This window comes from Mycobacterium sp. DL (genome assembly GCF_039729195.1).
Taxonomy (GTDB): Bacteria; Actinomycetota; Actinomycetes; order Mycobacteriales; family Mycobacteriaceae; genus Mycobacterium; species Mycobacterium hippocampi_A.
This window is the reverse complement of record NZ_CP155796.1, coordinates 1,270,352-1,293,878: the sequence shown is the minus strand read 5'-3', so window position 1 is coordinate 1,293,878 and position 23,527 is coordinate 1,270,352. Positions and strand designations below refer to the sequence as shown.

Genomic DNA, 23,527 nt, shown 5'->3' with positions numbered 1-23,527 from the left:
GCCCGATTGTCCCAGGCGCGGTTTCAGTGGGCGAAGTGCGCCTCGTCGGCGAAGCCGCCGATGTTGACCTTGTTCAGCTTGGCCAGCACCTCGACCAGGTCGTCACGAAGGGCGCGGGCCAGGTTCGCCGAGAAGCCTTCGCGCACGACCACCCGAAGCACCGCGATGTCGCTGGCGTCGTCGGGCATCGTGTACGCGGGAACCTGCCAGCCGTAGCTGCGCAGCAGCGCCGATACGTCGAACACGGTGTAGGTCGTGCCCTCGACGAGCTTGAACGCCACCACCGGGATCGCCGACCCGTCGGAGATCACGTCGAACACCCGTTTGTTGCCGGGGCCGGTCATGGCGTTGAGTTCGCGGGCGAACCACTGCGCGTTGTCGGACAACGCCCTCATCACCTGCGTGTAGCCCTCGCGGCCGAGCCGCAGGAAGTTGTAGTACTGACCCACCACCTGGTTGCCGGGCCGAGAGAAGTTCAATGTGAACGTCGGCATGTTGCCGCCGAGGTAGTTGACCCGGAACACCAGGTCCTCCGGAAGGTGCGCGGCGTTGCGCCACACCACGAAGCCGATGCCGGGATAGGTCAGCCCGTACTTGTGTCCGCTGACGTTGATCGACACCACCCGGGGCAGCCGGAAGTCCCACACCACGTCGGGATGCAGGAACGGCACCACGAACCCACCGGAGGCGGCGTCGACGTGCACCGGGATGTCGGGCTTGCCGTCGGCGGCCAGCTTGTCCAGCGCCGCACAGATCTCGCCGACGGGCTCGAGCTCACCGGTGAACGTGGTGCCCAGGATCGCCACGACGCCGATCGTGTCCTCGTCGACCGCGTCGATCACCTGCTCGGGAGTGATGACATAACGGCCCTCCTCCATCGGCAGGTAGCGCGCCTCGACGTCGAAGTACCGGCAGAACTTCTCCCACACCACCTGCACGTTCGAGCCCATCACCAGATTCGGGGTTCGTCCCTTCCATCCGTCACCCACCCGCTCGCGCCACTGCCATTTCAGCGCCAGACCCGCCAGCATCACGGCCTCGCTGGAACCCACGGTGGACACGCCGATCGCGGTGGACGGGTCGTCGTCGCGCAGGTCCTCGGCGTGGAAGAGATCGGCGACCATGCACACGCAACGCTGCTCGATCGCCGCGGTGACCGGGTATTCGTCCTTGTCGATCATGTTCTTGTCGAACGTCTCCGACATCAACAGTCCGGCCTCGGGATCCATCCACGTCGTCACGAACGTGGCCAGGTTGAGCCGCGAGCTGCCGTCGAGCATCAGCTCGTCGTGGATGAAGCGGTACGTCTGATCCGGATCCATCGACTCGTCCGGGAGACGCAGGGCCGGAATCGGGTTGGTGGACAACCTTCCGGTGTAGGCGGGCGACAACGACGAATGATGAGAAACGTTGGGCATGAGGTTCTTTCTAGAGCATGGAGCCCAGTGCTGTTCGCAGATGGGCAAGTATTCGCGAGGCCGATGTCGGCACCGGCGCCGGTCCGGGGTCCCGCGCCGCCATGTCGGCGGCGCGCGCGTGGACGAATGCTGCCGCAGCCGCCGCCTCACCCGGCGGCAGACCCGACGCCAGAAGTGCACCCACGATCCCGGAGAGCACGTCACCGGATCCGGCGGTGGCCGCCCAGGATTGACCGGCGACATTGAGATATGCCGTGCCGTGGGGCTCGGCGATGACGGTGACGTTGCCCTTGAGCAGGACGGTGACACCCAGTTGATCGGCGAGCCGCCGGGTGGCTCCCACACGGTCCTCACCGGGCGCTGACCCGGCCAGTCGGGCGTACTCGCCGGCATGCGGGGTCAGAACGGTCGGGGCGCTGCGGCCTGCGACGAGCTCGGGATGGGCGGCCAGGATCGTCAGCCCGTCGGCGTCGACGATGACCGGCACGTCGGATTCCAGCGCAAAACACAATGCTGCCGCCGCTGTCTCGTCGGTGCCCAGACCGGGACCGACGACCCAGGCCTGCACTCGGCCCGCTGACGCGTGACCGGGTGTCGCGATCACCTCCGGCCAGTGCGAAACCACCTCTGCCGCAGCAGTTCCCGCGTACCGAACCATGCCGGACGTGGCGGCCACCGCAGCGCCGGTGCACAGGATCGCCGCGCCGGGGTAGGTTTCCGAACCGGCCATCACACCGGTGACGCCCTGGGTGTACTTGTCGTCGTGGGGTCCGGGGACCGGCCAGCGGGCGGCCACGTCGTCGGCCTCGAAACCCACCATGGCACTCGCCGGCAGATCCAGCCCGATGTCGATGAGTTCGACACGCCCGCAGTCCCGCAGTGCGTGGACCGGCTTGAGCCCGCCGAACGTGACCGTCACCGCGGGTGTGACGTGCGGGCCGTCGGCCGCACCGGTGTGGACGTCGACGCCGCTGGGCATGTCGACGGCGACGACCGGGACGCCGGCTGCCTGTACGGCGTCGAACACCGCCGCCGCATTCGGTCGAAGCGGTCCGGAGCCGGAGATGCCGACGACGCCGTCGATCACCAGATCCGTTGACAGAGGCAACTTCTGGACGATCCGACCGCCCGCCCTTGTGAACGCCGCGAGGGCTTTGGGGTGGGCCTTCTCCGGGTTGAGCAGGATCGCTGTCGCGCGGGCGCCGCGGCGGCGAAGATAGGTCGCAGCCCAGAGGGCGTCGCCGCCGTTGTCGCCGGAGCCGACGACCGCGCAGACGCAGCGGCCGCTGACGGTGCCGAGTTCACCGGCGATCGAGGTGGCCAATCCGTAAGCGGCCCGGCGCATCAGTGCGCCGTCGGGAAGGGATGCCAACAGCGGTGCTTCGGCCTCACGGATCTCGTCGGCCGAGTAGTAGTACCGCATGACTCCACGCTAGTCGCCGCACCTCTGTGGCGGGCTCACATGATTAATGTGAATTACTCACAGGTCCAGCGATAGGCTGTCTGTCGTGCCCACGCTGGATGCCCACACGCGTCGCGCCGCGATCGCCGCGCGCATCCAGTCCGACCGCGAAGTGGACTTCACCTCACTGGCCAAGGAGTACGACGTCTCGGCGATGACGATCCGCCGCGATATCGAGCGGCTCGAAGAGCAGGGCATTGCGCGACGAGTCCTCGGCGGCGCAATCGCGTTCGGCGGGAAGGCCACCGAGCCGTCGTTCGACGCCCGCGCGGCGGTCGCGGCCGGCGGGAAGACCCACATCGCCCAAGCCGTGGCCGATCTGCTGGCTCCCGAGGAAACCGTGATTCTGGACAGCGGCAGCACGGTGCTCGCGGTCGCGCGCGCGCTGAAGGGCCGAGCGCTCGGCCTGACCGTGATCACCCCGAGCGTCCTGGTCGCGGTGGAACTCGCCGGCGAACCGGACACCACGGTCCTGCTCACCGGCGGCAAGGTCCGCCCCGGCGAGCTGAGCCTGATCGGCGCCGAGGCCGAGGACTTCTATCTGCGCTACAACAGCGACACCTACGTGATGGGCATCGCCGGGGTGCACGGGCGCCGCGGAGCATCGGAGTACCACCGCGAGGAAGGCAACGTCAAGCAGGCGGCGATGCGCTCGGCGGACCGGGTGATCGTGGCAGCCGACGCGTCCAAACTCGGTCGGGTGCAACTGATCAACGTCGCGCCGGTGTCCTCGATCGCGGTGTTGGTGACCGATGGGTCGCCGCACCATCCCACCGTGGCGCAGCTACGCGCAGCAGGCGTGGATGTGCGCTGCGTGGCCGCCGATCCCGAGTCGGCGACGCGGTGAGATCCCGACTCAACGCCACCGGGCCGACATCGTGGCGTCACGAGCGGTCGGGCGGCGGACCTGCGCGCCGGCCTCCTCCGCGATGAGCGCACCGGCCGCCCAGTCGTGCACGGCCAGATCATCTTCGACAAAGGCATCCAGGCTTCCCTGCGCCACCAGGCACAGGTCGATGGCCGCTGCCCCGAATCGACGCATATCGGTGTAGTCGACCAGCAGCCCGCTCAGTTCGCGGACCTGGCGGCGCCGGTGATGGGCGTCGTAGGACAGCCCCGTGCCCAGCAACCGAGCCGAGGACGCCGGCAGGTGGACCGGTAATTCCTCACGGCCCGAGTCGGTTTCGACATGTGCTCCAGCTCCACGCGCCGCGCTCCAGGTGGTTCTCAGTACCGGTGCGCTGACCGCCGCCGCGAGCCAGGTCCCGTCGTCGCGGCGCACCGCGATCGACGTCGCGTAGAACGGGATGCGGCGGGTGAAGTTGGTGGTGCCGTCGAGCGGGTCGATCACCCACTGCAGGCCCGAGCTACCCGTGTGCGACGGAAGTTCCTCACCGAGAAGCGAATCGTCCGGCCGCGCACTCAGCACCACCTGGCGCACCGCCTCCTCGGCGGCGCGGTCCACCGCGGTGACGAGGTCTCCGACCGCACCTTTGGTGACCACGTCGTCGTGTTCGCTCAACGGCCGCAGACAGACGCCGGCTCCGCGCTGAGCCGCAGCCACGGCGAGCGTGCGCAGCTCATCAGAGTCGGCGTCGGCGCTCACAGCGTGCTGCGGAACTCTTTGACCGCGCCCATCAGTTCGGTGACGCGCGATGCGACAGCGCGGTTCTCGAATACCCCGTCCTGCTTGAAATAGGTCCCGACGATGGCGCCGTCGGCGACCGCGAGCTGTTCGGCCGCGTTGTGCGCACGCACCCCGGTGTTGACGAACACCGGCACCACACCGGCCGAGTCCTTGACCACCTTCAGCGCTTGGGCGTCGGTGGACGCTCCGGCGGTCAGGCCGGAGACGCAGATGGCGTCGGGTTTGGTGGCGAACACCGTCGTGGCGGTGACCGAGGCCAGATCGCGGTCGGCCAGGTAGACCGCTGATTCGGGCACGATGTTGAACAGCAGCTTGACGTCGGACCCACCGACGCGCTGGCGGTGGCGTGCCGCCTCGCCGACGTTGGTGTTCCACAGCCCGAAATCGCTGGCGTACACCCCGGTGAAGATCTCGCGCACCCACTGCGCGCCGGTTGCGACGGCGAGGTCGATGGAGGCCCGACCGTCCCACAGCACATTGACCCCGTAGGGCAGCGTCAGTTCCGGCAGCAGCTCTCCGATCACCCGTGCCATCGTGATGGCCGTGATCGGCTCGGTCTGGGTCAGGTACGGCAGGCTGAACTCATTCGAGATCATCACGCCGTCCACGCCGCCTTCGCGCAGCTCGGCGAGTTCGGCCCTGGCCCGGTCGACGACCGCCCGAACGCCGCCGGCGGAGTCGAAGCCCGGATCGCCCGGTAGGGCAAGAAGGTGCAGCATCGCAATCACGGGTTTGCGAACGCCGAATACGTCGTCCAGCCAGGTGGTCATCGGAGCCTCTCGGATTGTCGTCGCGTCCTCTGGTGTTATTTGATAACAGCATGCGGGGCAGAATCCGCCCCTCTAACGTGATTGTTACACAGAACGTGTGAGAATCTAACAGCATGGTTGGTATCGTCTAGACAACCGAGCGGAGGAGACGGCATGCCGGAGTTCACGATCGGTGTCGATGTCGGCACCACGGGAACCAAGACGGTGCTCGTCGACGTCACCGCGGGCCGCATCGTGGCCCAGGCCTCACGCGACAGCAGACTTTTCGCCGACAGATCTGGTCAGGCCGAGGCCGATCCCGCGCAGTGGATCGACAACGTGCACAGCACTGTTCGCGAAGTGTTGACCGAATCGAGGGTTTCCGCAGCCGATGTCGGCGCACTGGCGACCACCGGGATGGTTCCCGCCGTGGTGGTGCTCGATCAGGCCGGAGCCCCGGTGCGCCGCGCCATCCTGCAGAACGACTCCCGCGCCACCGCCGAGATCGACTCCATGCGCGAACTGCTGCCGCCCGGTGATGTGCTGGCCGCGACCGGGTCGGCGATCACCCAGCAGTCGGTGGCCCCGACGGCGATGTGGCTGCGCGCCAACGAACCCGACACGTGGCGACGCACCGCGCGCCTGGTGGGGTCCTACGACTGGGTCCTGATGGCGCTGGGCGCCGCTCCCCACGTCGAGTTGAACTGGTCCATCGAATCCGGGCTGGGCACCCTCGCAGGCAAGCCCTACCAACCGATGTTCGCCGCGGCCGACCTGCTCGACGACATCCAGCCTGACATCCTCGCACCCGGCCAGCAGGCCGGGGTGCTGAGTTCGGCCGCGGCGGCAGCCACAGGTCTGCGCGCCGGTCTGCCCCTGATCGTCGGCGGCGCCGACCACGTGCTGTCCGCCTACGCGGCCGGGGTCGACACCGCGGGCGACTGGCTGGTCAAGCTCGGCGGCGCGGGCGATGTGCTGGTGGCCAGCGACGAACCGGTGCCCGACGCCAGGCTCTACCTCGACGCGCACCCGGTACCGGGTCGCTGGCTGCCCAACGGCTGCATGGCCACCAGCGGCAGCCTGATCCGCTGGTTCCAGACACTGGCGGGCGGCATCGACCTGCTCGACCTCGACGCGGAGGCAGAGCATCGGGATCCCGCTGAAATCCTCTGTCTACCTTACTTCCTCGGCGAGAAGAGCCCCCTTCACGATCCGGATCTGCGCGGCGCCTTCGTGGGCCTGGACCTCGCGCACACCCGCGCGGACATGTACCGGTCGGTTCTCGAAGCCGTGGCGTTCGGCTTCAAGCACCACACCGAGGTGTTCGCCGACCTCGGTGTGCCGCTGGGGCGCGCGATGGTCACCAACGGCGGCAGCAAGTCGACGCTGTGGAAGCAGATTCTCGCCGACGTCCTCGACACCGAACTGTGGCCGATCATCGGGCACCCCGGCGCGTCACTGGGCGCGGCGGTCATCGCCGGGGTCGGTGTCGGCATGATCGACGACTGGGGCCACACGGACCGCTTCCGCACGCTGGGCGAGCCCGTCGTCCCTGAGCAACGCCACGTCGAGCGGTACGCCGAGGCCTACCCCGAATGGCGCGCGGTCGGCGACACGCTCGCCCCCGTTTCACACCGACTCGCACGAAGGGACCGGCCATGACCGCAGACAACACCTCCATCCGTACCGCCGTCGTCACCGGCGCCGGCTCCGGCATCGGCCGCTCGATCGCCGTCACCCTGGCCGAGCGCGGCTGGCGCGTCATCGTCACCGACATCAACCCCGAGGGCGCAACACAGACCGCTGCCGGCCTGGCCGGTGGTGACGAGCGGGGACATGAGCACCTGCGGTTCGACGTCACCGACCGGGAGGCGGCGGTCGCGCTGGCCGACGACGTCGCTGACCGACTGGGCCTCGACGCCTGGATCAACAACGCCGGGATCTCGGCGATGCAGAGGTTCGTCGACGTCTCCCCCGAACAGTACGACCGGTCACTGGAGATCAACCTCAAGGCGGTGTTCTTCTGCGGGCAGGCCGCCGCACGCGCCATGATCCGCACCGGCACGCAGGGCAGCATCGTCAACACCGCGTCGATGGCGGCCAAACAGGGCAGGGTGCCGTTTCTCGCCGACTATGTCGCATCGAAGTTCGGCGTGCTGGGCCTGACCCAGGCGATGGCCTTCGAACTGGCAGAGCACCGCATCACCGTCAACTGCGTGTGCCCCGGATTCGTTGCAACCCCCATGCAATCCCGCGAATTGGAATGGGAGGCCTCGCTTTCCGGCTCGACCCCGGAAGCGGTCCGGCAGTCGTGGATCGACGCCACGCCGCTCGCGCGACTGCAGACTCCCGAGGACGTCGCCCGCGCAGTGGCATTCCTGGTCTCAGATGATGCCGGGTTCATCACCGGCGAAGCCCTGTCGATCAACGGTGGTGCCTACATGGATTGAGCTCTCCACCACTGCACCGACGGTCCTGAAATCATCACCAGAACAACGGAAGTGAGAACGCATGAAGATCCCCAAGGCGTGGCCGGCGCTGCTGCTGGCAGCGGGCCTGACCCTCTCCGGGTGTGCCGGCAGTGGCGGTTCGGGCGAACAGGAGTCCTCCGGGCTCGGCGACGTCCCCACCGATACCTCGGGCACCGTCCGAGTGCTGATGGAGAACGTGCCCGACACCGATATCGTCCAGGGTCTGGTCGGCAAGTTCAACGAGACCTACCCGGACATCGAGATCAACATCGAGACGATGACTTTCGACCAGATGCGTGATCGCCTGGTGTCGTCGTTCCAGTCGGCGGAGCCGGCCTACGACCTGATCGTGGTGGACAACCCCTGGATGGACGACTTCGCCGACGCCGGCTTCCTCGAGCCGCTCAACGAACGGATCGACTCGACACCCGATTACGATCCCGGCGACTTCTTCTCGTCTCTCACCGACATCACCGATGTCGACGGCACCACCTACGGCGTTCCGTTCTACAACTATGCGCTGGGCTACATCTACAACACCGTCGACATGACGGGGTCCGGCCAGACGGTGCCCACCGACCTCGATGCGCTGGTGCGCACGTCACAACAGCTCAGGACCGACACCCGCGCCGGCATCGCGATGCAGCCGCAGCGTGGCTACAAGATCTTCGAAGAATGGGCCAACTGGCTGTTCGCCGCAGGCGGATCGATCTATGACTCCGACGGCCGGCCGACTCTGAACACCGAGCAGGCGGCCCGCGCCCTGGATGCCTACATCGAGACCTACAACACGGCCGCACCGCCCAACAGCCTCAACTGGGCCTTCGACGAGGCGTTCCGTTCGGTGTCGAGCGGCCAGGCCGCCTCGATGGTCGGCTACAACTGGAACCTGCCCGCCCTCAACGACCCGGCGGGCGCCTCCGGTGACCGCGCCGGACAGTTCGCGCTGGCACCCATCCCCGGCGGTAAATCCGCACTGGGGTCGTGGAGTTGGGCCATTCCGGCCAACTCCGCCACATCCGACGCTGCATGGGCGTTCATCTCCTGGGTCACCTCCCCCGAGATCGACGTTCAGCGTGTTGCCGAAGGTGGCGCGGTGATCCGCGAGAGTTCGCTGACCAATGAGACGGTGCTGGCCGACGGCTTCGGAGCCGACTACTACCAGGCGGTCGGAGAGATCCTGGCCGACGCCTCGCCGCTGTCCCAGGGGCGCGGCGGTGAAGAGATGATCCAGGCCGTGGGAACCGAACTCAACGAGGCGGTGGCCGGCAGCAAGAGCGTCGCCGACGCGTTGCGGGACGCCCAGGCGGCGGTGGAGCGGATCCAGCAGTGAGCAAGGGGAATCCGGCGGCCATGCCGCAAGGTAGCCACATATGAGGTTCAAGTACGGCATGCTGACGCCGTTGCTGACCCTGTTCGGCGTGGCCGTCGGATTCCCGCTCTGTTATGCGCTGTATCTGTCGGTCACCGACTACCGGCTGACCGACCGGGGTGCGCCGAATTTCGTCGGTGGCGCGAACTTCGCTTCGGCGCTGTCCAATTCGGCGTTCTGGGACGCCTTCGCAACCACCGCGATCTACGTCGTCATCGCGGTCAGCCTGGAACTGGTCCTGGGCTTCGCGGTGGCGCTGGCACTGTACCGGCAACGCTGGGCCAAAGATCTGGCGCGGGCAATCGTGTTGGCGCCCATGTTCATCACGCCGATCGCGGTCGGACTGATCTTCAGGTTCCTGCTCAACGACCAGATCGGCGCCGTCCCGGCCCTGTTGCACGCCGTCGGCGCCGACTACGACTTCTTCGGTCCCGGCCGGGCACTGCTGACCTTGGCGTTCATCGACGTCTGGCAGTGGACGCCGTTCATGGTGCTGCTGATCCTCGCCGGCCTCGAGTCGATGCCCAAACAACCTCTGGAAGCGGCGCGGGTGGACGGCGCCGGACCGGTCTACCAACTGCGTCGGGTGCTCATCCCGATGTTGGCGCCGGTGCTGACCGTCGCCGTGCTGCTGCGCGGCCTGGATGCACTGCGGGTGTTCGAGTACGTGTACGCCACCACCCGCGGCGGACCCGGCACCGAAACCGAGACCCTGCAGTACTTCATGTACCTGGAGGGCATCCAGTTCTTCCGGCTCGCGGCGGCCAGTGCGATGGCGTTCATCGTGCTGGTCCTGGTTCTGGCCGTGATCGTGGTGGCCTTCCGCACGATGGAGAGAAGCAAGGCCCGATGACCCGACCGCGCTGGCTGGAGATCATCCGGATCGCCGTGCTGACGGCGACCTTCCTGTTTGTGCTGTTCCCGATCATCTGGGTGGCCCTGGCGAGTTTCAAGACGTCGGGCCAGATGGCCGAACCGTTCCTGGTGGCGTTCAGTCCGACGCTGGAGAACTGGCGGTCGGTGCTGGATTCGGGGATCTTCGCCGCCGCGGGACGCAGCCTCATCGTCGGTGTCATCACGGTGTCGGTGAGTCTGGTCGTCGGGTGCATGGGCGCCTACGTGATCGCCAAGTACCGCGCCGGTGGCTCGCTGACCCGCTTCGGGATGCTCGCCGCCCAGGTCGTGCCACCGGCGGTCATGGTGTTTCCGTTCCTGACGATGGCGCAGGCGTTGCGGATGACCGACACGCTGCTGCCGGTGATCTTCGCGCATCTGAGTTTTGTTCTGCCGCTGGTGACGTGGTTCCTGATCGGCTTCTTCGAGGCCGTGCCGTCCTCTCTCGAGGAGCAGGCCCGCGTCGACGGGTTCACCCGCTGGCAGGCGTTCAGGCTGGTGGTGCTTCCGCAGGTGTTCCCCGGCATCGGTGCGGCCGGGATCTTCGGCTTCACGCTGTCGTGGAACGACATGTTCTACGGACTGATCCTCGCCCCCGGCAACGCGGCGATTCTGCCCGTGGCGATCTCGAGCTTCAACACGTTCCGCGGCGTGCAGATCGGTGCGATGAGCGCCGCGATCATGATCGCCATCATCCCGGTGGTGGTGGCCAGCTTCTTCATTCAGCGACGCTTGGTGCAGGGCATCAGCGGCGGCGCGGTCAAGTACTAGCAAGCGAGGTTTTGCTCAGATGGCAGCAGTCAGCTTCTCCGGGGTCAGCAAGTCCTACGGTGACATGGCAGTGGTGTCCGACCTGGACCTGGAACTCACCGACGGCAGCATGACGGTGCTCGTCGGCCCCTCGGGCTGCGGCAAGACCACCTCGCTGCGCATGCTGGCGGGCCTGGAGGAGGTCACCTCAGGCACCATCCGCATCGACGGCCGCGACGTCACCCGTCTCGAACCCAAGCAGCGCGACATCGCGATGGTGTTCCAGAACTACGCCCTCTACCCCCATCTGACGGTTCGGGAGAACATCGCTTTCCCATTGCGCGCCAAGCGGATTCCGCGTTCGGACGCACTGCGTCAGGCCGACGACATCGCCGACTCGCTGGGGCTCGGCCACCTGGTGGCCCGCAAGCCCAAGGACCTCTCGGGCGGTCAGCAGCAGCGGGTCGCGATCGGCCGCGCGATCATCCGCGAGCCGGCGGTGTTCCTGTTCGACGAGCCACTGAGCAATCTCGACGCCAAACTGCGGGTGGAGACCCGGACCGAGCTGCTCAGACTGCAGCGTCGGCTGGGCGTGACGTCTCTGTACGTCACCCACGATCAGGAAGAGGCGATGACGCTGTCGGACCGTATCGTGGTGATGCGTGACGGGCGCATCGCACAGGCCGGCCCGCCCGAAGAGGTATACCGTTGCCCGGCTGACACATTCGTCGCGGCCTTTGTCGGCAGCCCGAAGATGAACCTGATCGACGGCGCGGTGACCGGAGGCGAACTACGCACCCCGTCAGGACTTGTGGTCACGGTAGGTGGCCCTGAGGCTTCGTCGGTGACGATCGGCATCCGCCCGGACGACCTCACCCTCGCGCCTGATCCCGAGGGCCCGGCGACCGTGGAGCTCATCGAGCTGCTGGGACCGCGCGCGATCGTCACCGTTCGCGCCGGGGAACACGTCCTCACCAGCGTCGTCACCGCCGGGTCCCTGCCCGAGATCCCGGTCGGCGCCCAGGTGGCTCTGTCCGCCGCCCCATCTGAAGTGCACCGCTTCGACGTCGCAAGTGGTGTGCGCCTTCGGTAGTGACCGATTCGACCTCCCTGCCGGTGGGTAACCACGCGGCCATGGCGAATCGTGAACTCACTGACGAGCTGCTCGAACTCGAACACGCAGGCTGGAAGTCACTGTGCGAGGGCACCGGCGACCAGTTCTACGGCGGCGTGATGGCCGACGACGCCGTGATGGTGTTGGCCAACGGCATGGTGATGGATCGTGCCACGGTCACCGCGGCGCTCGGCGAGTCACCGCCCTGGGCGCGCTACGAGATCAGCGACGTCCGGTTGATCGAGGTCACGCCCGACACCGCCGCGCTCGTCTACACCGGCACCGGGTTTCGGGACGGGCAGGACGAGCCGTTTGTCGGCGCGATGTCCTCGGTGTACCACCGCGCCGGCGACGGCTGGAAGCTCGTTCTCTACCAGCAGTCCGCCAAGAACTGACCTCACCTGCAGGTCAGCACCATGCAGCCGGCGATGGGCCCGCCGCCCGCGGCTGCCAGCGCCACCTGCGGCCGTTGCATCACCTGGCGGTCGCCGGCCTGACCACGCAGCTGCAGACAGGCCTCGTGCAGCAGCCAGTAGCCGTGCAGGCGCCCTGCCGACAGTTGGCCGCCATAGGTGTTCAGTGGCAGTTCGCCGTCGAGCGCGATGCGCCGGCCTCCTTCGACGAACGGCCCGGCCTCACCGTCGCCGCAGAGCCCGAGCGCCTCCAGCCACGCGAACGTCAGAAACGTGAAGCCGTCGTACAATTCGGCGATCTGCACGTCCGCGGGTGTCAGATCGGTCCGCGACCACAGCTGCGCGGCCGCCTCGACAGAGGCCATCTTCGGATAATCGGCGCGGTGCACCCAGCCCCCGGACCCGTAGGCGCCGCCGATCGCCTCGACCGCCACCGGCGGTTGCGGGCAATCCGCCGCGTGATCGGCGCGTGAGATCACCAGCGCCACCGACCCGTCGATAGGGGCGTCACAGTCGAACAACCCCAGCGGGGTCGACACGGGCCGCGCCGACAGGTAGTCCTCCATCGTCATCGGGTCCCGGTAGACCGCCCTGGGATTCAGCGCCGCATTGCGACGGCTGTTGATCGCCAGCCAGCCCAACTGCTCGTTGGTGGTTCCGTAGAGCTCCATGTGACGACGGCAGTGCATCGCGGTCCAGTTGGCCGCCGAGTAGGCGTGCGCGCCCAGCAGTTCGCCGATGTCGTCGATCGCACCGATCTGGCGACGGGTCCCGGGGGTTCTCGGCTCGACCGGCGGCGACGTCAGCACGTTCGGTCGCGAGGGGGCGGTGGGGTTGCCGGTGAGTGCACCGCCGAGCATCTGCACGGTGCGATACACCAACACGTGCCGGGCGCCACCTTCCCCGACGGCGCGCATCGCCGCGATCACCGGGTTGATCACCCCGCCGGTGAGGAAGTCCGACCCACGGTCGATCGCATCGATTCCCAGCGCAGGCAGCAACTCCCCCGCCGTGACGTCTCCCAGCGTGGCGACTCCGTCGATGTCCGACGGGGCCAGCCCGGCATCGGCGATCGCTTCGCGGCCGGCCTCCAGAGTCAGCTCCAACCCGGGAATGCCGGTGCGGCGCCCGATCCTCGAGATGCCGATGCCGCTGATGATCGCGTTCTTCTCGAAGTGCGTCACCCGAGGTACGTTAGCCGTCATGCGCGTGCCGAGGTGCGTCCGATGTTCGCTGTGGGTGTCGCCGCCCGCCCCCGACTGCCCGGACTGCGGCGGTGAGTTGACACCTGAGCCCGTCAGCGGCCGCGGCAGCGTGTTCACCTACACCGTGAACCACCATGCGTTCGACCCGACGATTCCGGTCCCGTACATCATCGCGGTCATCGGGCTCGACGAACAGCACGACCTACGGATCGTGGCGAATATCGTTGACTGTCAAACTGATTCGGTCTCCATCGGCATGCGGGTCGCGGCGAGGGGTACCGCTGATACCCCAGTCTTCGTACCGGCCTAGGGATTTTGCCCGCGGATGGCCGCCGTCAACGTCGGATACAGATCGATGACCTCGTCGATGCGCATCATCCGAATGGGTCGGCTGGTCGCGGGCCCGTCCGCCACCACGCGCAGCGACATATGGGCGCGCTCCGTGAGCCGGTGAGTCTCGACGAGCACACTGATGCCGGCTGAGGACAGGAACTCCACGTCGGTGATGTCGACGATCAGAACAGACGGACAGTCCGCCAGCGCAATGTCGAGGTGCGTCCCGAGGGTGGGTGCGGTGAGGACGTCCAAGTCGCCTTTCACGTGCAGCACCACCGTCTCGCCGTCACGTCGCGGGCTGATGCTGAACCTGCCACTTCGATTGTGCTCGCTCACATTCATTCATCGCCCCCGGGGCCTCGGCAGACACCACCGCCGCACTCGGTGTCTGCTGCAGCTCACGCGGCCGTAAAAAGGGCGGCGACCATCGCTGCACTACGAATCGTTAACAGGTATATCGGCGGGAGGGTGCCCGGCGTTAACCGATTCGGCGAACTTTTTCCCAATTCTGGGAGAGCCGTCACGAAAACGCAGTTCGGCCGGCAGTTTCACCGTCCACCCTGTTCCAAAAACGGTGTGCCCGTCCACCGATCTCGTCGGCATACTCGCCGCTGATCGCGTGTGACGCATGGGGCCAGAGTTCAACCTCTGCGCGCGGCAACAACTTCGCCGCTGTTTCAGTGGCCCGACGACCATCGTGGATCACACTGCGCCCTGCGATCAACGCGAGCACCGGGACGTCAAGCGCTTTTAGCTGGTCAGCGGTGAATCGTGTCGGAAGAGGTTGCCGCAGCACAAAATCGCGCGCGCCCGCTGCGATCAGCGATGCCACCGCAACGGATTCGTCGAGATCAGCGCCTCCCGAGATCCACTTCAGTACCTTCTTCCGGAGGAACCCGGGCGCACCGGGCATACCCATCGGCATCACGGCGAGCATCGTTCGAATGGGAATGCGCGCAAACGTCATCGCCGGATCCAGCAGCGTCAACGACGTCACACGCCCGCGTCTGCGGACCGCATGGTTGGCAGACGACCACCCGCCGAAGGACACCCCCATCAGATGCGGGGATCTCAGACCCAGGCCTGTCAGCAGCTCGTCGAACCATGACGCCTGATCCTCGGATCCGGTGATCGGTCGCTTTTGGATCGACATCCCAGGCTCGCCGAGGAGGTCGACGGAGTACACCGTGCGATGCGCCAGCAGGCCGGCCAGATTCGCCCCCCACATCGGCGTCGAGGCGTTGCGGCCCGGCAGCAGCACGACCGGACGTCCGGGACCTCCCGCGAATCGGTAGACCCGCACCTGGCCGAAACGTGTTGGCACGTCCAGCGACTCGTCGTATGGCGGAAGCTCGGCCATCGCGGCGCGGTAGGCGGCGACGAAGTGGTCGTGAGCGGCGTCGCTGCGGAAGTGCCCGACCGTGCTCACGCGGGCTACTCGACGGTGACGGACTTCGCCAGGTTCCGCGGCTTGTCGACGTCGTACCCCCGCGCCTGAGCCACGCCCGCGGCGAACACCTGGAGCGGAATCGAGGACAGCAGAGGCTGCAGAAGTGTTGGTACCGCGGGCATCTCGATGAGATGATCGGCGTAGGGCCGCACCGTGTCATCACCTTCCTCGGCGATCACGATCGTCACGGCACCCCGGGCCTGGATCTCCCGGATGTTCGACAGCAGCTTCGAGTGCAACGTGGCCGCGTTCTTCGGCGACGGCATCACGATGATGACGGGCAGGTCGTCCTCGATGAGGGCGATCGGGCCGTGCTTGAGCTCACCCGCGGCGAACCCCTCGGCGTGCATGTACGCCAATTCCTTGAGCTTGAGCGCGCCTTCGAGCGCCACCGGATATCCCACGTGGCGGCCCAGGAACAGCACCGTCTGCGACGACGCGAAGCGGGTGGCGAGTTTCGCGACGGGATCGGCGGCGGTGGCCAGCACACGCGCGATCAGGTCGGGCATCGCTTCGAGATCGTGGTACTCGCGGGCCACCTCGTCGGGGTACTTGGTGCCGCGGGCCTGCGCAAGTGCCAGTCCGACAAGGTAACTCGCGGCGATCTGGGCCAGGAACGTCTTGGTCGACGCGACCCCGATCTCGGGTCCGGCGCGGGTGTAGAGCACCGCATCACATTCCCGGGGGATCTGGCTGCCGTTGGTGTTGCAGATGGCCAGCACCTTGGCCTTCTGCTCCTTGGCGTGCCGCACCGCCTCCAGCGTGTCGGCGGTCTCACCGGACTGCGAGATCGCCACCACCAGGGTGTGGCTGTCGAGAACCGGGTCGCGGTACCGGAATTCGCTGGCCAGTTCGACCTCGACGGGCAGCCGGGTCCAGTGCTCGATCGCATACTTGGCCAGCAGCCCGGAGTGGAACGCGGTCCCGCAGGCGACGATGAAGACCTTGTCGATATCGCGTAGTTCCTGGTCGGCGAGGCGTTGCTCGTCGAGCACGATGCGGTTGTCGATGAAGTGACCCAGCAGGGTGTCGGAGACGGCGGCAGGCTGCTCGGCGATCTCCTTGAGCATGAAGTACTCGTAGCCGCCCTTTTCGGCGGCCGAGGTGTCCCAGTCGATGTGGAACACGCGGTAGTCCGTCGTGGGATCTGCGAGATTTCCCGCGAAGTCGGTGATGCGATAACCGTCGGCGGTGACCACCACCGCCTGGTCCTGACCGAGTTCGACGGCCTCGCGGGTGTGCTCGATGAATGCGGAGACGTCGGAGCCGACGAACATCTCACCGTCACCGATGCCGAGCACCAGCGGAGTGGAGCGGCGGGCGGCGACGATCATGTCCGGCTGGTCGGCGTGCGCGAAGACCAGCGTGAAGTGACCCTCGAGCCGCCGCAGAACCGCCAGCACCGCGGCAGAGAAGTCGCCGGCGTTCGTACCGTGCGCGTACTCGCGCGCCACCAGGTGGACTGCCACCTCGGTGTCGGTGTCGCTGGCGAACTCGACCCCGGCGACCTCGAGTTCGGCGCGCAGCGCGGCGAAGTTCTCGATGATGCCGTTGTGGACGACCGCGACCTTGCCGGTGGCGTCCTGATGCGGGTGGGCGTTGCGGTCGGTGGGCCTGCCGTGTGTCGCCCACCGGGTGTGTCCGAGACCTGTCGCTCCGACGAGATGGTCTGCTCCGGTCTCCCCCAGAGCGGCTTCGAGATTGGCCAACCGACCTGCCTTACGGCGAACGGTCAGCCCGCCCTGGCCGTCGAGCAGCACCACACCCGCCGAGTCATAGCCTCGGTACTCCATCCGGCGCAGCGCGTCGACGACGATCCCGCAGGCAGGACGCTGCCCGACGTAGCCGACGATTCCGCACATAGCCATACAGGGTAGTGCAGGAACGCGTCTGCTCCGGGTGGGCTACGGTCATCGGGTGGCCAGCACGAAGAAGCTCTTCAACGCGTTGACCCGCCGTGGCCCACACCGTGTGATGCGCGGTGACCTGGCCTTTGCCGGGCTCCCAGGCGTCGTCTACACCCCCGCTGCGGGTAAGAATCTGCCGGGCGTCGCCTTCGCTCACGACTGGATCACATCGGCCGATCGCTACCACGGAACGCTGGAGCATCTGGCGTCCTGGGGCATCGTCGCGGCCGCCCCCAACACCGAGACCGGACTGGCCCCGTCGGCGCTCACTCTGGCCTACGACCTCGGCACGACGCTGGACATCATCGCGGGCGTGCGACTGGGCACCGGGGACATCAGCGTGCACCCGGGCAAGCTGGGCCTGGCAGGGCATGGATTCGGTGCGTCGACGACGGTCTTCGCAGCGGCGGGGATGGCGGTGAAGCCGAAGGCGGTGTTCGCGGCGTACCCGACGATCACCAAGCCGTCCGCCGAGCAGCCTGCGGCAACACTGCGCGTTCCCGGCCTGGTGCTTGCCGACCCCGGTGATCCGATGACGCTGAGGTCCAACACCGTCGAGCTGGCTCGCGCGTGGAAGACGGCCACGCTGCGCGCCACGTCGAACACCAAGTCCGGAGGTCTGGTCGAGGGGCGCAGACTGGCTCCGGTCGTCGGGCTTCCGGGCGCCGACAAGAGCACCCAGAAGATCGTGCGGGCCCTGATGACCGGGTACTTCTTGCACATGCTGACCGGCGACAAGGTCTACAAGGACTTCGCCGACGCCGAGGTCGAACTCCCGAAGGCGCCGGTGATGGACCCCTTCGCCGACGACCCGGTGGACCTGGAGAACAAGGTCGTCGCGCTCCTCAAGCCCTAGCCGGAGCTAGCCCAACCAACTGGTTGGGTGTATATCTTGCTGATGCGAACAGGCATCTTCCTCAGCTACGCCGGCGGGTTCCTCGATGCGGTCGAGGAGGTGGTCGAACTCGAGAAGATCGGTGTCGACATCGCACTGGTCGCCGAGGCCTACTCCTACGACGCGATCAGCCAACTCGGTTTTCTGGCGGCCCGGACGTCGCGGATCGAGTTGGGCACCGGCGTCGTCCCGATCTACACCCGCACACCCGCACTGATGGCGATGACGGCCGCGGGCCTCGACTACGTCTCCGACGGCCGGTTCCGACTCGGCCTGGGCACCTCGGGTCCGCAGGTGGTCGAGGGCTTCCACGGTGTGCCCTTCGACGCGCCCCTGGGGCGCACCCGCGAGGTCGTCGAGATCTGCCGTCAGGTGTGGCGGCGCGAACGGCTCAGCCATGACGGCAAGCACTACCAGGTGCCACTGCCGGCCGACCGCGGCACCGGACTGGGAAAACCTCTCAAGCTGATCAATCACCCTGTGCGGGAACAGATTCCGATCACCATCGCCGCGCTCGGCCCGAAGAACGTCGAGCTGACCGCCGAGATCGCCGAAGGCTGGCAGCCGGTGTTCTTCTACCCGGAGAAAGCCGACGAGGTCTGGGGCGATGCGCTGCGCGCGGGCGCCGCCAAACGCGATCCGGCCCTCGGTCCTCTCGACGTCATGGTGAGCGCCAGCCTGGCGATCGGCGACGACGTCGATGAGCGATTGTCCTGGGCCAAGCCGCAATTGGCGCTCTACATCGGCGGCATGGGTGCCCGGGGGCGCAATTTCTACCACAACCTGGCAACGCGCTACGGCTTCGGCGAGGTCGCCGACCACATCCAGGATCTCTACCTGGCCGGCAAGAAGGCCGAAGCCATCGACGCAGTGCCCGATGAACTCGTGCGCCAGGTGTCCCTGGTGGGTTCGCGCGGCTTCGTCAAGGAACGGGTGGCAGCCTTCGCCGAGGCCGGCGTGACGACACTGCTCGTGCATCCGCTGACTAGTGACCGACGCGAAACCGTGGCGTTCGTGGAGGAATTACAGTCACTGTTGTGACCGAACTCCCCGACGACGTGATCAGCTTCCTCTCCGAAGGCACCCGCACCGCAAAACTCGGATTCGTCGCGGCGGACGGCCGACCGTTGGTGGCGCCCGTCTGGTTCATCGTCGACGGACAACAGTTGGTGTTCAACACCGGAAAGACCACCGCCAAGGGGCGGGCGCTCTATCGCGACCCCCGCGTGGTGCTGTGCATCGACGACGACCGACCTCCCTTCTCGTTCGTGCAGGTTCAGGGAACGGCAGCCATCGGTGAGGACCCTGCCGAGGTTCTGGCCACTGCAACCCGCATCGGCGGTCGCTACATGGGCGAGGATCGGGCCGAGGAGTTCGGGCGCCGCAACGGCGTCCCGGGCGAGTTGGTGGTGCGGGTCACGCCCACCAAGGTCCTCAAGGCGTTCAACCTCGCCGACTGAGGGCAGAAGACCGAGCGAGCACCGCCAGCACAACAGCCACCAGGAGCAGCGCCGGAACGTCCCCCCACAGGTGTCCCCTGTGGTGGCCGCTGCCGACAGACTGAACAGCCATGATCGCTGCGTGCACGACACTTGACCACACGGTGAACCAGATCAGGCTGACGTTGGCCTCCGGACGGCGGGCAGCCATCGCGAGGAATACCCCCAGCGTGGCATACAGTCCGACGATCATGATGAAGTAATCGGACTGATGCGGGGCACCGGTATGCCACGCCCATCCCGACGGCCAGACGACCGCCAGCGGATAGAGCAGGATCATCACCGCGCCGAAGGCGACGAGCGCGATCTGCAGAAGTCTGTAGCTGTGAGGGATTGCCATCGCGTGCTCCCGCGTCCTCGCATCGATCGTGGGGTCACAGTACGCCCGGCGCACCCCTGGGGGCCGCTCGATATGTGACCGCCACCTCCCCGGTTCGGCCATGTGATTGACGCCACAGCTTTAGCTGTATACAGTTTAGTCATTCGGTAGACAAGGAGAGAAGATGGCATACCAAAATGCCGCGGGTCGAGTCGCCTCTGAACTGCGCAGCGGGATCCTTCACGGTGAGATCGCTCCCGGTTCGCGGCTGTCCCAGTTGCGTCTCGCGGAGCGCTTCGGTGTCAGCCGGATCCCCGTCCGCGATGCCCTTCAGTTGCTCGCGGGCGAAGGGCTGGTGCACCCGGCGTCGAATGCCACCGCGGTCGTCACCGGCATGTCGGTGCCCGAACTGCAGGAACTCTACGAACTGCGGGAAGCCGTCGAACCGATCGCCACCCAGATCGCAGTGCCCAATGTCGGCCGCGCCGACATCCTCACCATGCGCAAGCAACTCGTCATCATGGAAGAGAACGTCGACGCCCGCGCCTGGCTGGCGGCCAACGCGGACTTCCACGCCGCGGTGTACATGCGGGCGAACCGACCACGGATGGTCGAGTTGGTAGAGCAGCTCCGCCGGCTCACCGACCGCTACCTGTACGTGCACCTCGAGGTCATCGGCCGGACCGAGCACCTCCATGCCGAGCACCTGGCCATCATGGCCGCCGTCGAGAGTGGCGACGCCGCACTCGCTGCCCGGCTCACCCGCGAACACCTCGCGACCTCGCACGACTACATCCTCACCTATCTTCTCGAAAACCCCACTGCCACAGGCGGAGACGATCTCGTCAGCCTGCATGAGGCAGCACCAGTAGCCGCGTCAGAGGCATCGTCGCCTCACGCTCAGTTGAAGGGAACAAACAAGTGAACGGTCTCGCACGACGCATCACAGCCGCAGTCCTGGCGGCGACCACCGCGGTGGCCCTCTCGGCCTGTGTATCCAGGCCCGAACAGAACGCCGGTGGCGACGGCGGCACCATTCGATTCACCTTCGCGCCGGATCCGGTGTGGGACTACATCACCGACCAGGGAATCCTCGAAGAGATGGAGGCCGAGTCGGGCATCAACATCGAGGCGTCTTCCACCTGGGACGAGTTCGGCGTGTTCGCCGGCGGTCACGCCGACATCGTGTCGTCGGCAAGCTACGAGGTGCCCGTCATCGAGGAGGAGACCGGGCGTAACACCGTGGTGATCGGCAAGTACAACATGGACCGCAGCGTGATCATCGCGCGCGCCGACAATCCTGCCAACACGTTGGCCGACCTGAAGGGCCAGGACATCTCCGCCTTCACCGCGGTGTCGGCGACGCTGGTATGGGGTGCCTACGCGAAGAAACTCCATGACGTCGACTTCCGTTCCGGCGGAGGGGATTACAACATCATCGTGGCCGACCCGCAGCAGCAGGCGGACCTCGTCGAACGGGGTGAGGTCGCAGCGTGTGTGTGCCTCCCCGAGTTCGCCACCCCGGGCCTGCGTTCCGGGGAGCTCAAGGTGCTCTATGACGGCAAGGCCTCCAAGGACATGTATGCCGACCTGGTCGTCGAGGGCCACGAGGGCCCGATGATCAACGTGTTCCTCGCCGGGGCCGAATGGGCCGAGGAGAATCCCGAGCAGGTCGAGTTCTTCCTCGACGTCTGGCAGCGCGGACTGCAGGAGTGGGAGCAGAACAAGACCGAGATCATCGAGACCTACCCGCAGCACTTCGCGGTCGAGGCACCCGAGGACGTCGCCTTCGTCCAGGAGTACGTCAACGACAACGACTGGTTCGTCCGCGACGTACGCTTCGACCAGCAGTGGGCCGACGGCGAATCCCAGGTCTTCCCACTGCTGAAGGAGACCGGTTTCATGGATGAATCCCAGGCCCTGCCCAACTTCCGGGTCTCCGAGGGTGGCAACGGGTCATGACGGCCACCACCGCCGAGCGCACCGAGGGAGGTGCACCCCCGGCCCCCGGGGACGCACCCCCCGGCGCGATAGGCAGAAACCTGCGACGTACCGGTCTGGCACTGACCGGATACCTCACCCTGTTCGCCGTGTGGTCGGCGTGCTCGCTGTTCTTCTTCACCCCCTACGTGCTGCCTGCGCCCTGGACGGTCGGTGCCGAGATGTGGCACCTCGCCGCCGACGGCACCGCGTTCGTCCAGTTCGGCTCCAGCATCGTCAAGATCGCTGTGGGCTTCGCGATCGGCACTGTGGTGGGCGTCCCGCTGGGACTGCTGATGGGACGGATGCGGTACTGGAACTACTTCTTCCAGCAGCCACTGCTCGTCCTGGGCAACGTGCCCGGTCTGGCGTTCGCGGTGTTCGCCCTGATCCTGTTCGGGATCGGCGCCATCGGTCCGATCGTCGTGGTGGCCTTCGTCGCGCTCCCCTACGTGGCGCTCAACGTGGCGCAGGGCGTCGAGGAGGTCGATCGGAATCTGATCGACATGAGCACGGTGTACGGCCTGAACCGCAGCGCCATCCTCCGGTCGGTGTTCCTGCCGTCGATCATGCCGTTCCTGTTCGCCGCGTTGCGGTACGGCTTCGCGATGGCCTGGAAGGTGGAGGCCCTCACCGAGGTGTTCGGCGGGCGAAGTGGCATCGGCTTCATGATTCGCCAGTCCTACCAGGAGTTCTCGGTCGCCGGCGTGCTGGCGTGGACCGGATTCTTCGTGCTGTTCATCCTGCTGATCGAGCGGGTTTTCCTTGCCGGACTCGAACGCCGGTTCTTCGCATGGAGAGGAGGTCGCTGACATGACCACAACCGCACCAACAACGAAACCGTCCTGGCTCACCGGACCGTTCGGCGCCAGCGCGGCCGCCGCAGTCGTCTTCCTGCTGCTGTGGCAGGCGGCCGGCATGTTCAGCGAACGCATCCCAGGACCGGCGCCCGTCATCCAGGCCGCGATGAGGGAGGTCGAGCGCGGGGAGTTCTTCTTCAACTTCGCCATCAGCATGCAGCGCTTCGGGATCGGCATGGCCATCTCCATCGCCGTCGGAATCGCCATCGGCCTCGCCATCGGGTCATCACGGCTGTTCGACGACATGTTCGGCGACGTCAACCTGGTCGGCCTGGCCATCCCGGCGGTGATCTGGGCGCTGCTGTGCGCCATGTGGTTCGGATTCTCCGACACCGCGCCGATCGTCACCGTGGTGCTCTCGGCAGTACCGTTCGTGGTCGTCAACGTGGCAGCAGGGGCACGCTCCATACCGCCTGCGCTGCTGGACATGTCGGACTCCTACGGCGTGACGCCGGCCCGACGGTTGCGCCACGTGATCCTTCCCTCGGTCACCGGATACACCGTCGCCGGGATCCGATTCGGCGTCATGTCCGGCTGGAACGGACTGCTGCTGTCGGAGTGGTTCGGATCGGCCGACGGTGTCGGCCATCAGGCCCGGTACTGGTACGACGCCAACCAGATGCCAGGGTTCGTCGCCTGGATCGCGTTCTTCATCCTCTTCATGGTCCTGACCGACCGGGTAGTTCTGGAGCGCCTGTCGCGCCGCGCATTCCGTTGGCGCGACGGCGAATCCACGAGTGCCACCCCTGCCGCGGCTCCGGCCGCCTGACATCCGAACAGAAGGA

At 66.7% G+C, this 23,527-nt stretch carries 25 protein-coding genes; 16 read left to right on the top strand and 9 right to left on the bottom strand.

What is annotated here, in order from left to right; all coding sequences use genetic code 11:
• Positions 1-23: 23 nt before the first annotated feature.
• Both ABDC78_RS06300 and ABDC78_RS06295 read right to left on the bottom strand, forming a co-directional pair.
• Positions 24-1,418 (bottom strand): glutamate decarboxylase, encoded by a 1,395-nt coding sequence (locus tag ABDC78_RS06300; RefSeq protein ID WP_178358873.1) that lies wholly within the window; start codon positions 1,416-1,418, stop codon positions 24-26.
• Positions 1,419-1,428: 10 nt separating this feature from the next.
• Positions 1,429-2,841: an NAD(P)H-hydrate dehydratase gene (locus ABDC78_RS06295; protein WP_178358872.1), complete on the bottom strand. Its 1,413-nt coding sequence runs from the start codon at positions 2,839-2,841 to the stop codon at positions 1,429-1,431.
• A gap of 85 nt (positions 2,842-2,926) precedes the next feature.
• Between ABDC78_RS06295 and ABDC78_RS06290 the strand changes: the two genes are divergently transcribed.
• Complete coding sequence (locus ABDC78_RS06290) at positions 2,927-3,727, top strand: DeoR/GlpR family DNA-binding transcription regulator (protein ID WP_178358871.1); 801 nt, start codon at positions 2,927-2,929, stop codon at positions 3,725-3,727.
• A 9-nt stretch (positions 3,728-3,736) separates the two neighbouring features.
• Here ABDC78_RS06290 and ABDC78_RS06285 read toward each other — a convergent pair whose 3' ends face one another.
• Together ABDC78_RS06285 and ABDC78_RS06280 are read right to left on the bottom strand one after the other, a co-directional pair.
• Complete coding sequence (locus tag ABDC78_RS06285) at positions 3,737-4,486, bottom strand: inositol monophosphatase family protein (protein ID WP_178358870.1); 750 nt, start codon at positions 4,484-4,486, stop codon at positions 3,737-3,739.
• Positions 4,483-5,298, bottom strand: a complete 816-nt coding sequence (locus ABDC78_RS06280) for a BtpA/SgcQ family protein (protein ID WP_178358869.1) — start codon at positions 5,296-5,298, stop codon at positions 4,483-4,485. Before ABDC78_RS06280 ends, ABDC78_RS06285 begins: the two co-directional genes overlap by 4 nt.
• 153 nt (positions 5,299-5,451) lie before the next feature.
• Between ABDC78_RS06280 and ABDC78_RS06275 the strand changes: the two genes are divergently transcribed.
• The 7 genes from ABDC78_RS06275 to ABDC78_RS06245 all read left to right on the top strand — a co-directional run bounded on the left by ABDC78_RS06275 (position 5,452) and on the right by ABDC78_RS06245 (position 12,273).
• Complete coding sequence (locus ABDC78_RS06275; protein ID WP_178358868.1) at positions 5,452-6,939, top strand: FGGY family carbohydrate kinase; 1,488 nt, start codon at positions 5,452-5,454, stop codon at positions 6,937-6,939.
• Positions 6,936-7,727 (top strand): SDR family NAD(P)-dependent oxidoreductase, encoded by a 792-nt coding sequence (locus ABDC78_RS06270; protein WP_178358867.1) that lies wholly within the window; start codon positions 6,936-6,938, stop codon positions 7,725-7,727. The genes ABDC78_RS06275 and ABDC78_RS06270 overlap by 4 nt, the downstream gene beginning before the upstream one ends.
• Positions 7,728-7,788: 61 nt before the next feature.
• A complete protein-coding gene (locus tag ABDC78_RS06265) occupies positions 7,789-9,081 on the top strand; it encodes a sugar ABC transporter substrate-binding protein (protein WP_178358866.1) in 1,293 nt (430 codons plus the stop codon).
• A 40-nt stretch (positions 9,082-9,121) separates the two neighbouring features.
• Entirely contained in the window at positions 9,122-9,973 is an 852-nt protein-coding gene (locus ABDC78_RS06260; RefSeq protein ID WP_178358865.1) for a sugar ABC transporter permease, read from the top strand.
• A complete protein-coding gene (locus ABDC78_RS06255; RefSeq protein ID WP_178358864.1) occupies positions 9,970-10,785 on the top strand; it encodes a carbohydrate ABC transporter permease in 816 nt (271 codons plus the stop codon). The genes ABDC78_RS06260 and ABDC78_RS06255 overlap by 4 nt, the downstream gene beginning before the upstream one ends.
• Positions 10,786-10,804: 19 nt before the next feature.
• The gene (locus tag ABDC78_RS06250) at positions 10,805-11,857 is read left to right on the top strand and encodes an ABC transporter ATP-binding protein (protein WP_178358863.1); all 1,053 of its coding nucleotides are present in this window, start codon (positions 10,805-10,807) and stop codon (positions 11,855-11,857) included.
• Between the two features lie 41 nt (positions 11,858-11,898).
• Positions 11,899-12,273, top strand: coding sequence for a nuclear transport factor 2 family protein (locus tag ABDC78_RS06245; protein ID WP_178358992.1), 375 nt, complete (start codon positions 11,899-11,901; stop codon positions 12,271-12,273).
• Positions 12,274-12,275: 2 nt separating this feature from the next.
• On the opposite strand, the gene ABDC78_RS06240 is transcribed toward ABDC78_RS06245, so the two are convergent.
• A complete protein-coding gene (locus ABDC78_RS06240) occupies positions 12,276-13,475 on the bottom strand; it encodes a thiolase family protein (RefSeq protein WP_178358862.1) in 1,200 nt (399 codons plus the stop codon).
• Positions 13,476-13,494: 19 nt separating this feature from the next.
• Here ABDC78_RS06240 and ABDC78_RS06235 point away from each other — a divergent pair, with 19 nt between their 5' ends.
• Positions 13,495-13,806 carry an OB-fold domain-containing protein gene (locus tag ABDC78_RS06235; RefSeq protein ID WP_178358861.1) on the top strand — a complete coding sequence of 104 codons (312 nt, stop codon included), beginning with the start codon at positions 13,495-13,497 and terminating at the stop codon, positions 13,804-13,806.
• On the opposite strand, the gene ABDC78_RS06230 is transcribed toward ABDC78_RS06235, so the two are convergent.
• From ABDC78_RS06230 to glmS, 3 genes are all read right to left on the bottom strand, one after another.
• Positions 13,803-14,174, bottom strand: a complete 372-nt coding sequence (locus ABDC78_RS06230; RefSeq protein WP_178358860.1) for an STAS domain-containing protein — start codon at positions 14,172-14,174, stop codon at positions 13,803-13,805. The two genes, ABDC78_RS06235 and ABDC78_RS06230, sit on opposite strands and share 4 nt — an antisense overlap.
• 178 nt (positions 14,175-14,352) lie before the next feature.
• Positions 14,353-15,261 carry an alpha/beta hydrolase gene (locus ABDC78_RS06225; RefSeq protein ID WP_347133343.1) on the bottom strand — a complete coding sequence of 303 codons (909 nt, stop codon included), beginning with the start codon at positions 15,259-15,261 and terminating at the stop codon, positions 14,353-14,355.
• 5 nt (positions 15,262-15,266) lie between these two features.
• Positions 15,267-17,144, bottom strand: a complete 1,878-nt coding sequence (glmS, locus tag ABDC78_RS06220) for a glutamine--fructose-6-phosphate transaminase (isomerizing) (protein WP_178358859.1) — start codon at positions 17,142-17,144, stop codon at positions 15,267-15,269.
• Positions 17,145-17,199: 55 nt separating this feature from the next.
• Between glmS and ABDC78_RS06215 the strand changes: the two genes are divergently transcribed.
• The 3 genes from ABDC78_RS06215 to ABDC78_RS06205 are packed head-to-tail and all read left to right on the top strand — an operon-like array spanning position 17,200 to position 19,544.
• Positions 17,200-18,045, top strand: coding sequence for a hypothetical protein (locus ABDC78_RS06215; protein ID WP_178358858.1), 846 nt, complete (start codon positions 17,200-17,202; stop codon positions 18,043-18,045).
• Between the two features lie 42 nt (positions 18,046-18,087).
• On the top strand, positions 18,088-19,125 hold the full coding sequence (locus tag ABDC78_RS06210) for an LLM class F420-dependent oxidoreductase (RefSeq protein WP_178358857.1): 1,038 nt from the start codon (positions 18,088-18,090) through the stop codon (positions 19,123-19,125).
• The gene (locus ABDC78_RS06205; RefSeq protein ID WP_178358856.1) at positions 19,122-19,544 is read left to right on the top strand and encodes a PPOX class F420-dependent oxidoreductase; all 423 of its coding nucleotides are present in this window, start codon (positions 19,122-19,124) and stop codon (positions 19,542-19,544) included. Before ABDC78_RS06210 ends, ABDC78_RS06205 begins: the two co-directional genes overlap by 4 nt.
• Here the strand turns inward: ABDC78_RS06205 and ABDC78_RS06200 are convergent.
• Positions 19,528-19,923, bottom strand: coding sequence for a DUF6632 domain-containing protein (locus tag ABDC78_RS06200; protein WP_178358855.1), 396 nt, complete (start codon positions 19,921-19,923; stop codon positions 19,528-19,530). The genes ABDC78_RS06205 and ABDC78_RS06200 overlap by 17 nt on opposite strands.
• A 163-nt stretch (positions 19,924-20,086) precedes the next feature.
• Here ABDC78_RS06200 and ABDC78_RS06195 point away from each other — a divergent pair, with 163 nt between their 5' ends.
• The 4 genes from ABDC78_RS06195 to ABDC78_RS06180 are packed head-to-tail and all read left to right on the top strand — an operon-like array spanning position 20,087 to position 23,511.
• On the top strand, positions 20,087-20,827 hold the full coding sequence (locus tag ABDC78_RS06195) for a GntR family transcriptional regulator (RefSeq protein WP_178358854.1): 741 nt from the start codon (positions 20,087-20,089) through the stop codon (positions 20,825-20,827).
• Entirely contained in the window at positions 20,824-21,864 is a 1,041-nt protein-coding gene (locus ABDC78_RS06190) for an ABC transporter substrate-binding protein (protein WP_178358853.1), read from the top strand. Before ABDC78_RS06195 ends, ABDC78_RS06190 begins: the two co-directional genes overlap by 4 nt.
• Positions 21,861-22,694 carry an ABC transporter permease gene (locus ABDC78_RS06185; RefSeq protein ID WP_178358852.1) on the top strand — a complete coding sequence of 278 codons (834 nt, stop codon included), beginning with the start codon at positions 21,861-21,863 and terminating at the stop codon, positions 22,692-22,694. The genes ABDC78_RS06190 and ABDC78_RS06185 overlap by 4 nt, the downstream gene beginning before the upstream one ends.
• Position 22,695: 1 nt before the next feature.
• Positions 22,696-23,511: an ABC transporter permease gene (locus ABDC78_RS06180; RefSeq protein ID WP_178358851.1), complete on the top strand. Its 816-nt coding sequence runs from the start codon at positions 22,696-22,698 to the stop codon at positions 23,509-23,511.
• Positions 23,512-23,527: the final 16 nt, after the last annotated feature.

Excerpts from the sequence above, each read along its gene's own strand:
- ABDC78_RS06300 (WP_178358873.1), bottom strand. The coding sequence starts at position 1,418 with ATGCCCAACGTTTCTCATCATTCGTCGTTGTCGCCCGCCTACACCGGA.
- ABDC78_RS06295 (WP_178358872.1), bottom strand. The coding sequence starts at position 2,841 with ATGCGGTACTACTACTCGGCCGACGAGATCCGTGAGGCCGAAGCACCG.
- ABDC78_RS06280 (WP_178358869.1), bottom strand. The coding sequence starts at position 5,298 with ATGACCACCTGGCTGGACGACGTATTCGGCGTTCGCAAACCCGTGATT.
- ABDC78_RS06275 (WP_178358868.1), top strand. The coding sequence starts at position 5,452 with ATGCCGGAGTTCACGATCGGTGTCGATGTCGGCACCACGGGAACCAAG.
- ABDC78_RS06270 (WP_178358867.1), top strand. The coding sequence starts at position 6,936 with ATGACCGCAGACAACACCTCCATCCGTACCGCCGTCGTCACCGGCGCC.
- ABDC78_RS06265 (WP_178358866.1), top strand. The coding sequence starts at position 7,789 with ATGAAGATCCCCAAGGCGTGGCCGGCGCTGCTGCTGGCAGCGGGCCTG.
- ABDC78_RS06260 (WP_178358865.1), top strand. The coding sequence starts at position 9,122 with ATGAGGTTCAAGTACGGCATGCTGACGCCGTTGCTGACCCTGTTCGGC.
- ABDC78_RS06255 (WP_178358864.1), top strand. The coding sequence starts at position 9,970 with ATGACCCGACCGCGCTGGCTGGAGATCATCCGGATCGCCGTGCTGACG.
- ABDC78_RS06250 (WP_178358863.1), top strand. The coding sequence starts at position 10,805 with ATGGCAGCAGTCAGCTTCTCCGGGGTCAGCAAGTCCTACGGTGACATG.
- ABDC78_RS06245 (WP_178358992.1), top strand. The coding sequence starts at position 11,899 with ATGGCGAATCGTGAACTCACTGACGAGCTGCTCGAACTCGAACACGCA.
- ABDC78_RS06235 (WP_178358861.1), top strand. The coding sequence starts at position 13,495 with ATGCGCGTGCCGAGGTGCGTCCGATGTTCGCTGTGGGTGTCGCCGCCC.
- ABDC78_RS06230 (WP_178358860.1), bottom strand. The coding sequence starts at position 14,174 with ATGAATGTGAGCGAGCACAATCGAAGTGGCAGGTTCAGCATCAGCCCG.
- glmS (WP_178358859.1), bottom strand. The coding sequence starts at position 17,144 with ATGTGCGGAATCGTCGGCTACGTCGGGCAGCGTCCTGCCTGCGGGATC.
- ABDC78_RS06210 (WP_178358857.1), top strand. The coding sequence starts at position 18,088 with ATGCGAACAGGCATCTTCCTCAGCTACGCCGGCGGGTTCCTCGATGCG.
- ABDC78_RS06200 (WP_178358855.1), bottom strand. The coding sequence starts at position 19,923 with ATGGCAATCCCTCACAGCTACAGACTTCTGCAGATCGCGCTCGTCGCC.
- ABDC78_RS06195 (WP_178358854.1), top strand. The coding sequence starts at position 20,087 with ATGGCATACCAAAATGCCGCGGGTCGAGTCGCCTCTGAACTGCGCAGC.
- ABDC78_RS06185 (WP_178358852.1), top strand. The coding sequence starts at position 21,861 with ATGACGGCCACCACCGCCGAGCGCACCGAGGGAGGTGCACCCCCGGCC.
- ABDC78_RS06180 (WP_178358851.1), top strand. The coding sequence starts at position 22,696 with ATGACCACAACCGCACCAACAACGAAACCGTCCTGGCTCACCGGACCG.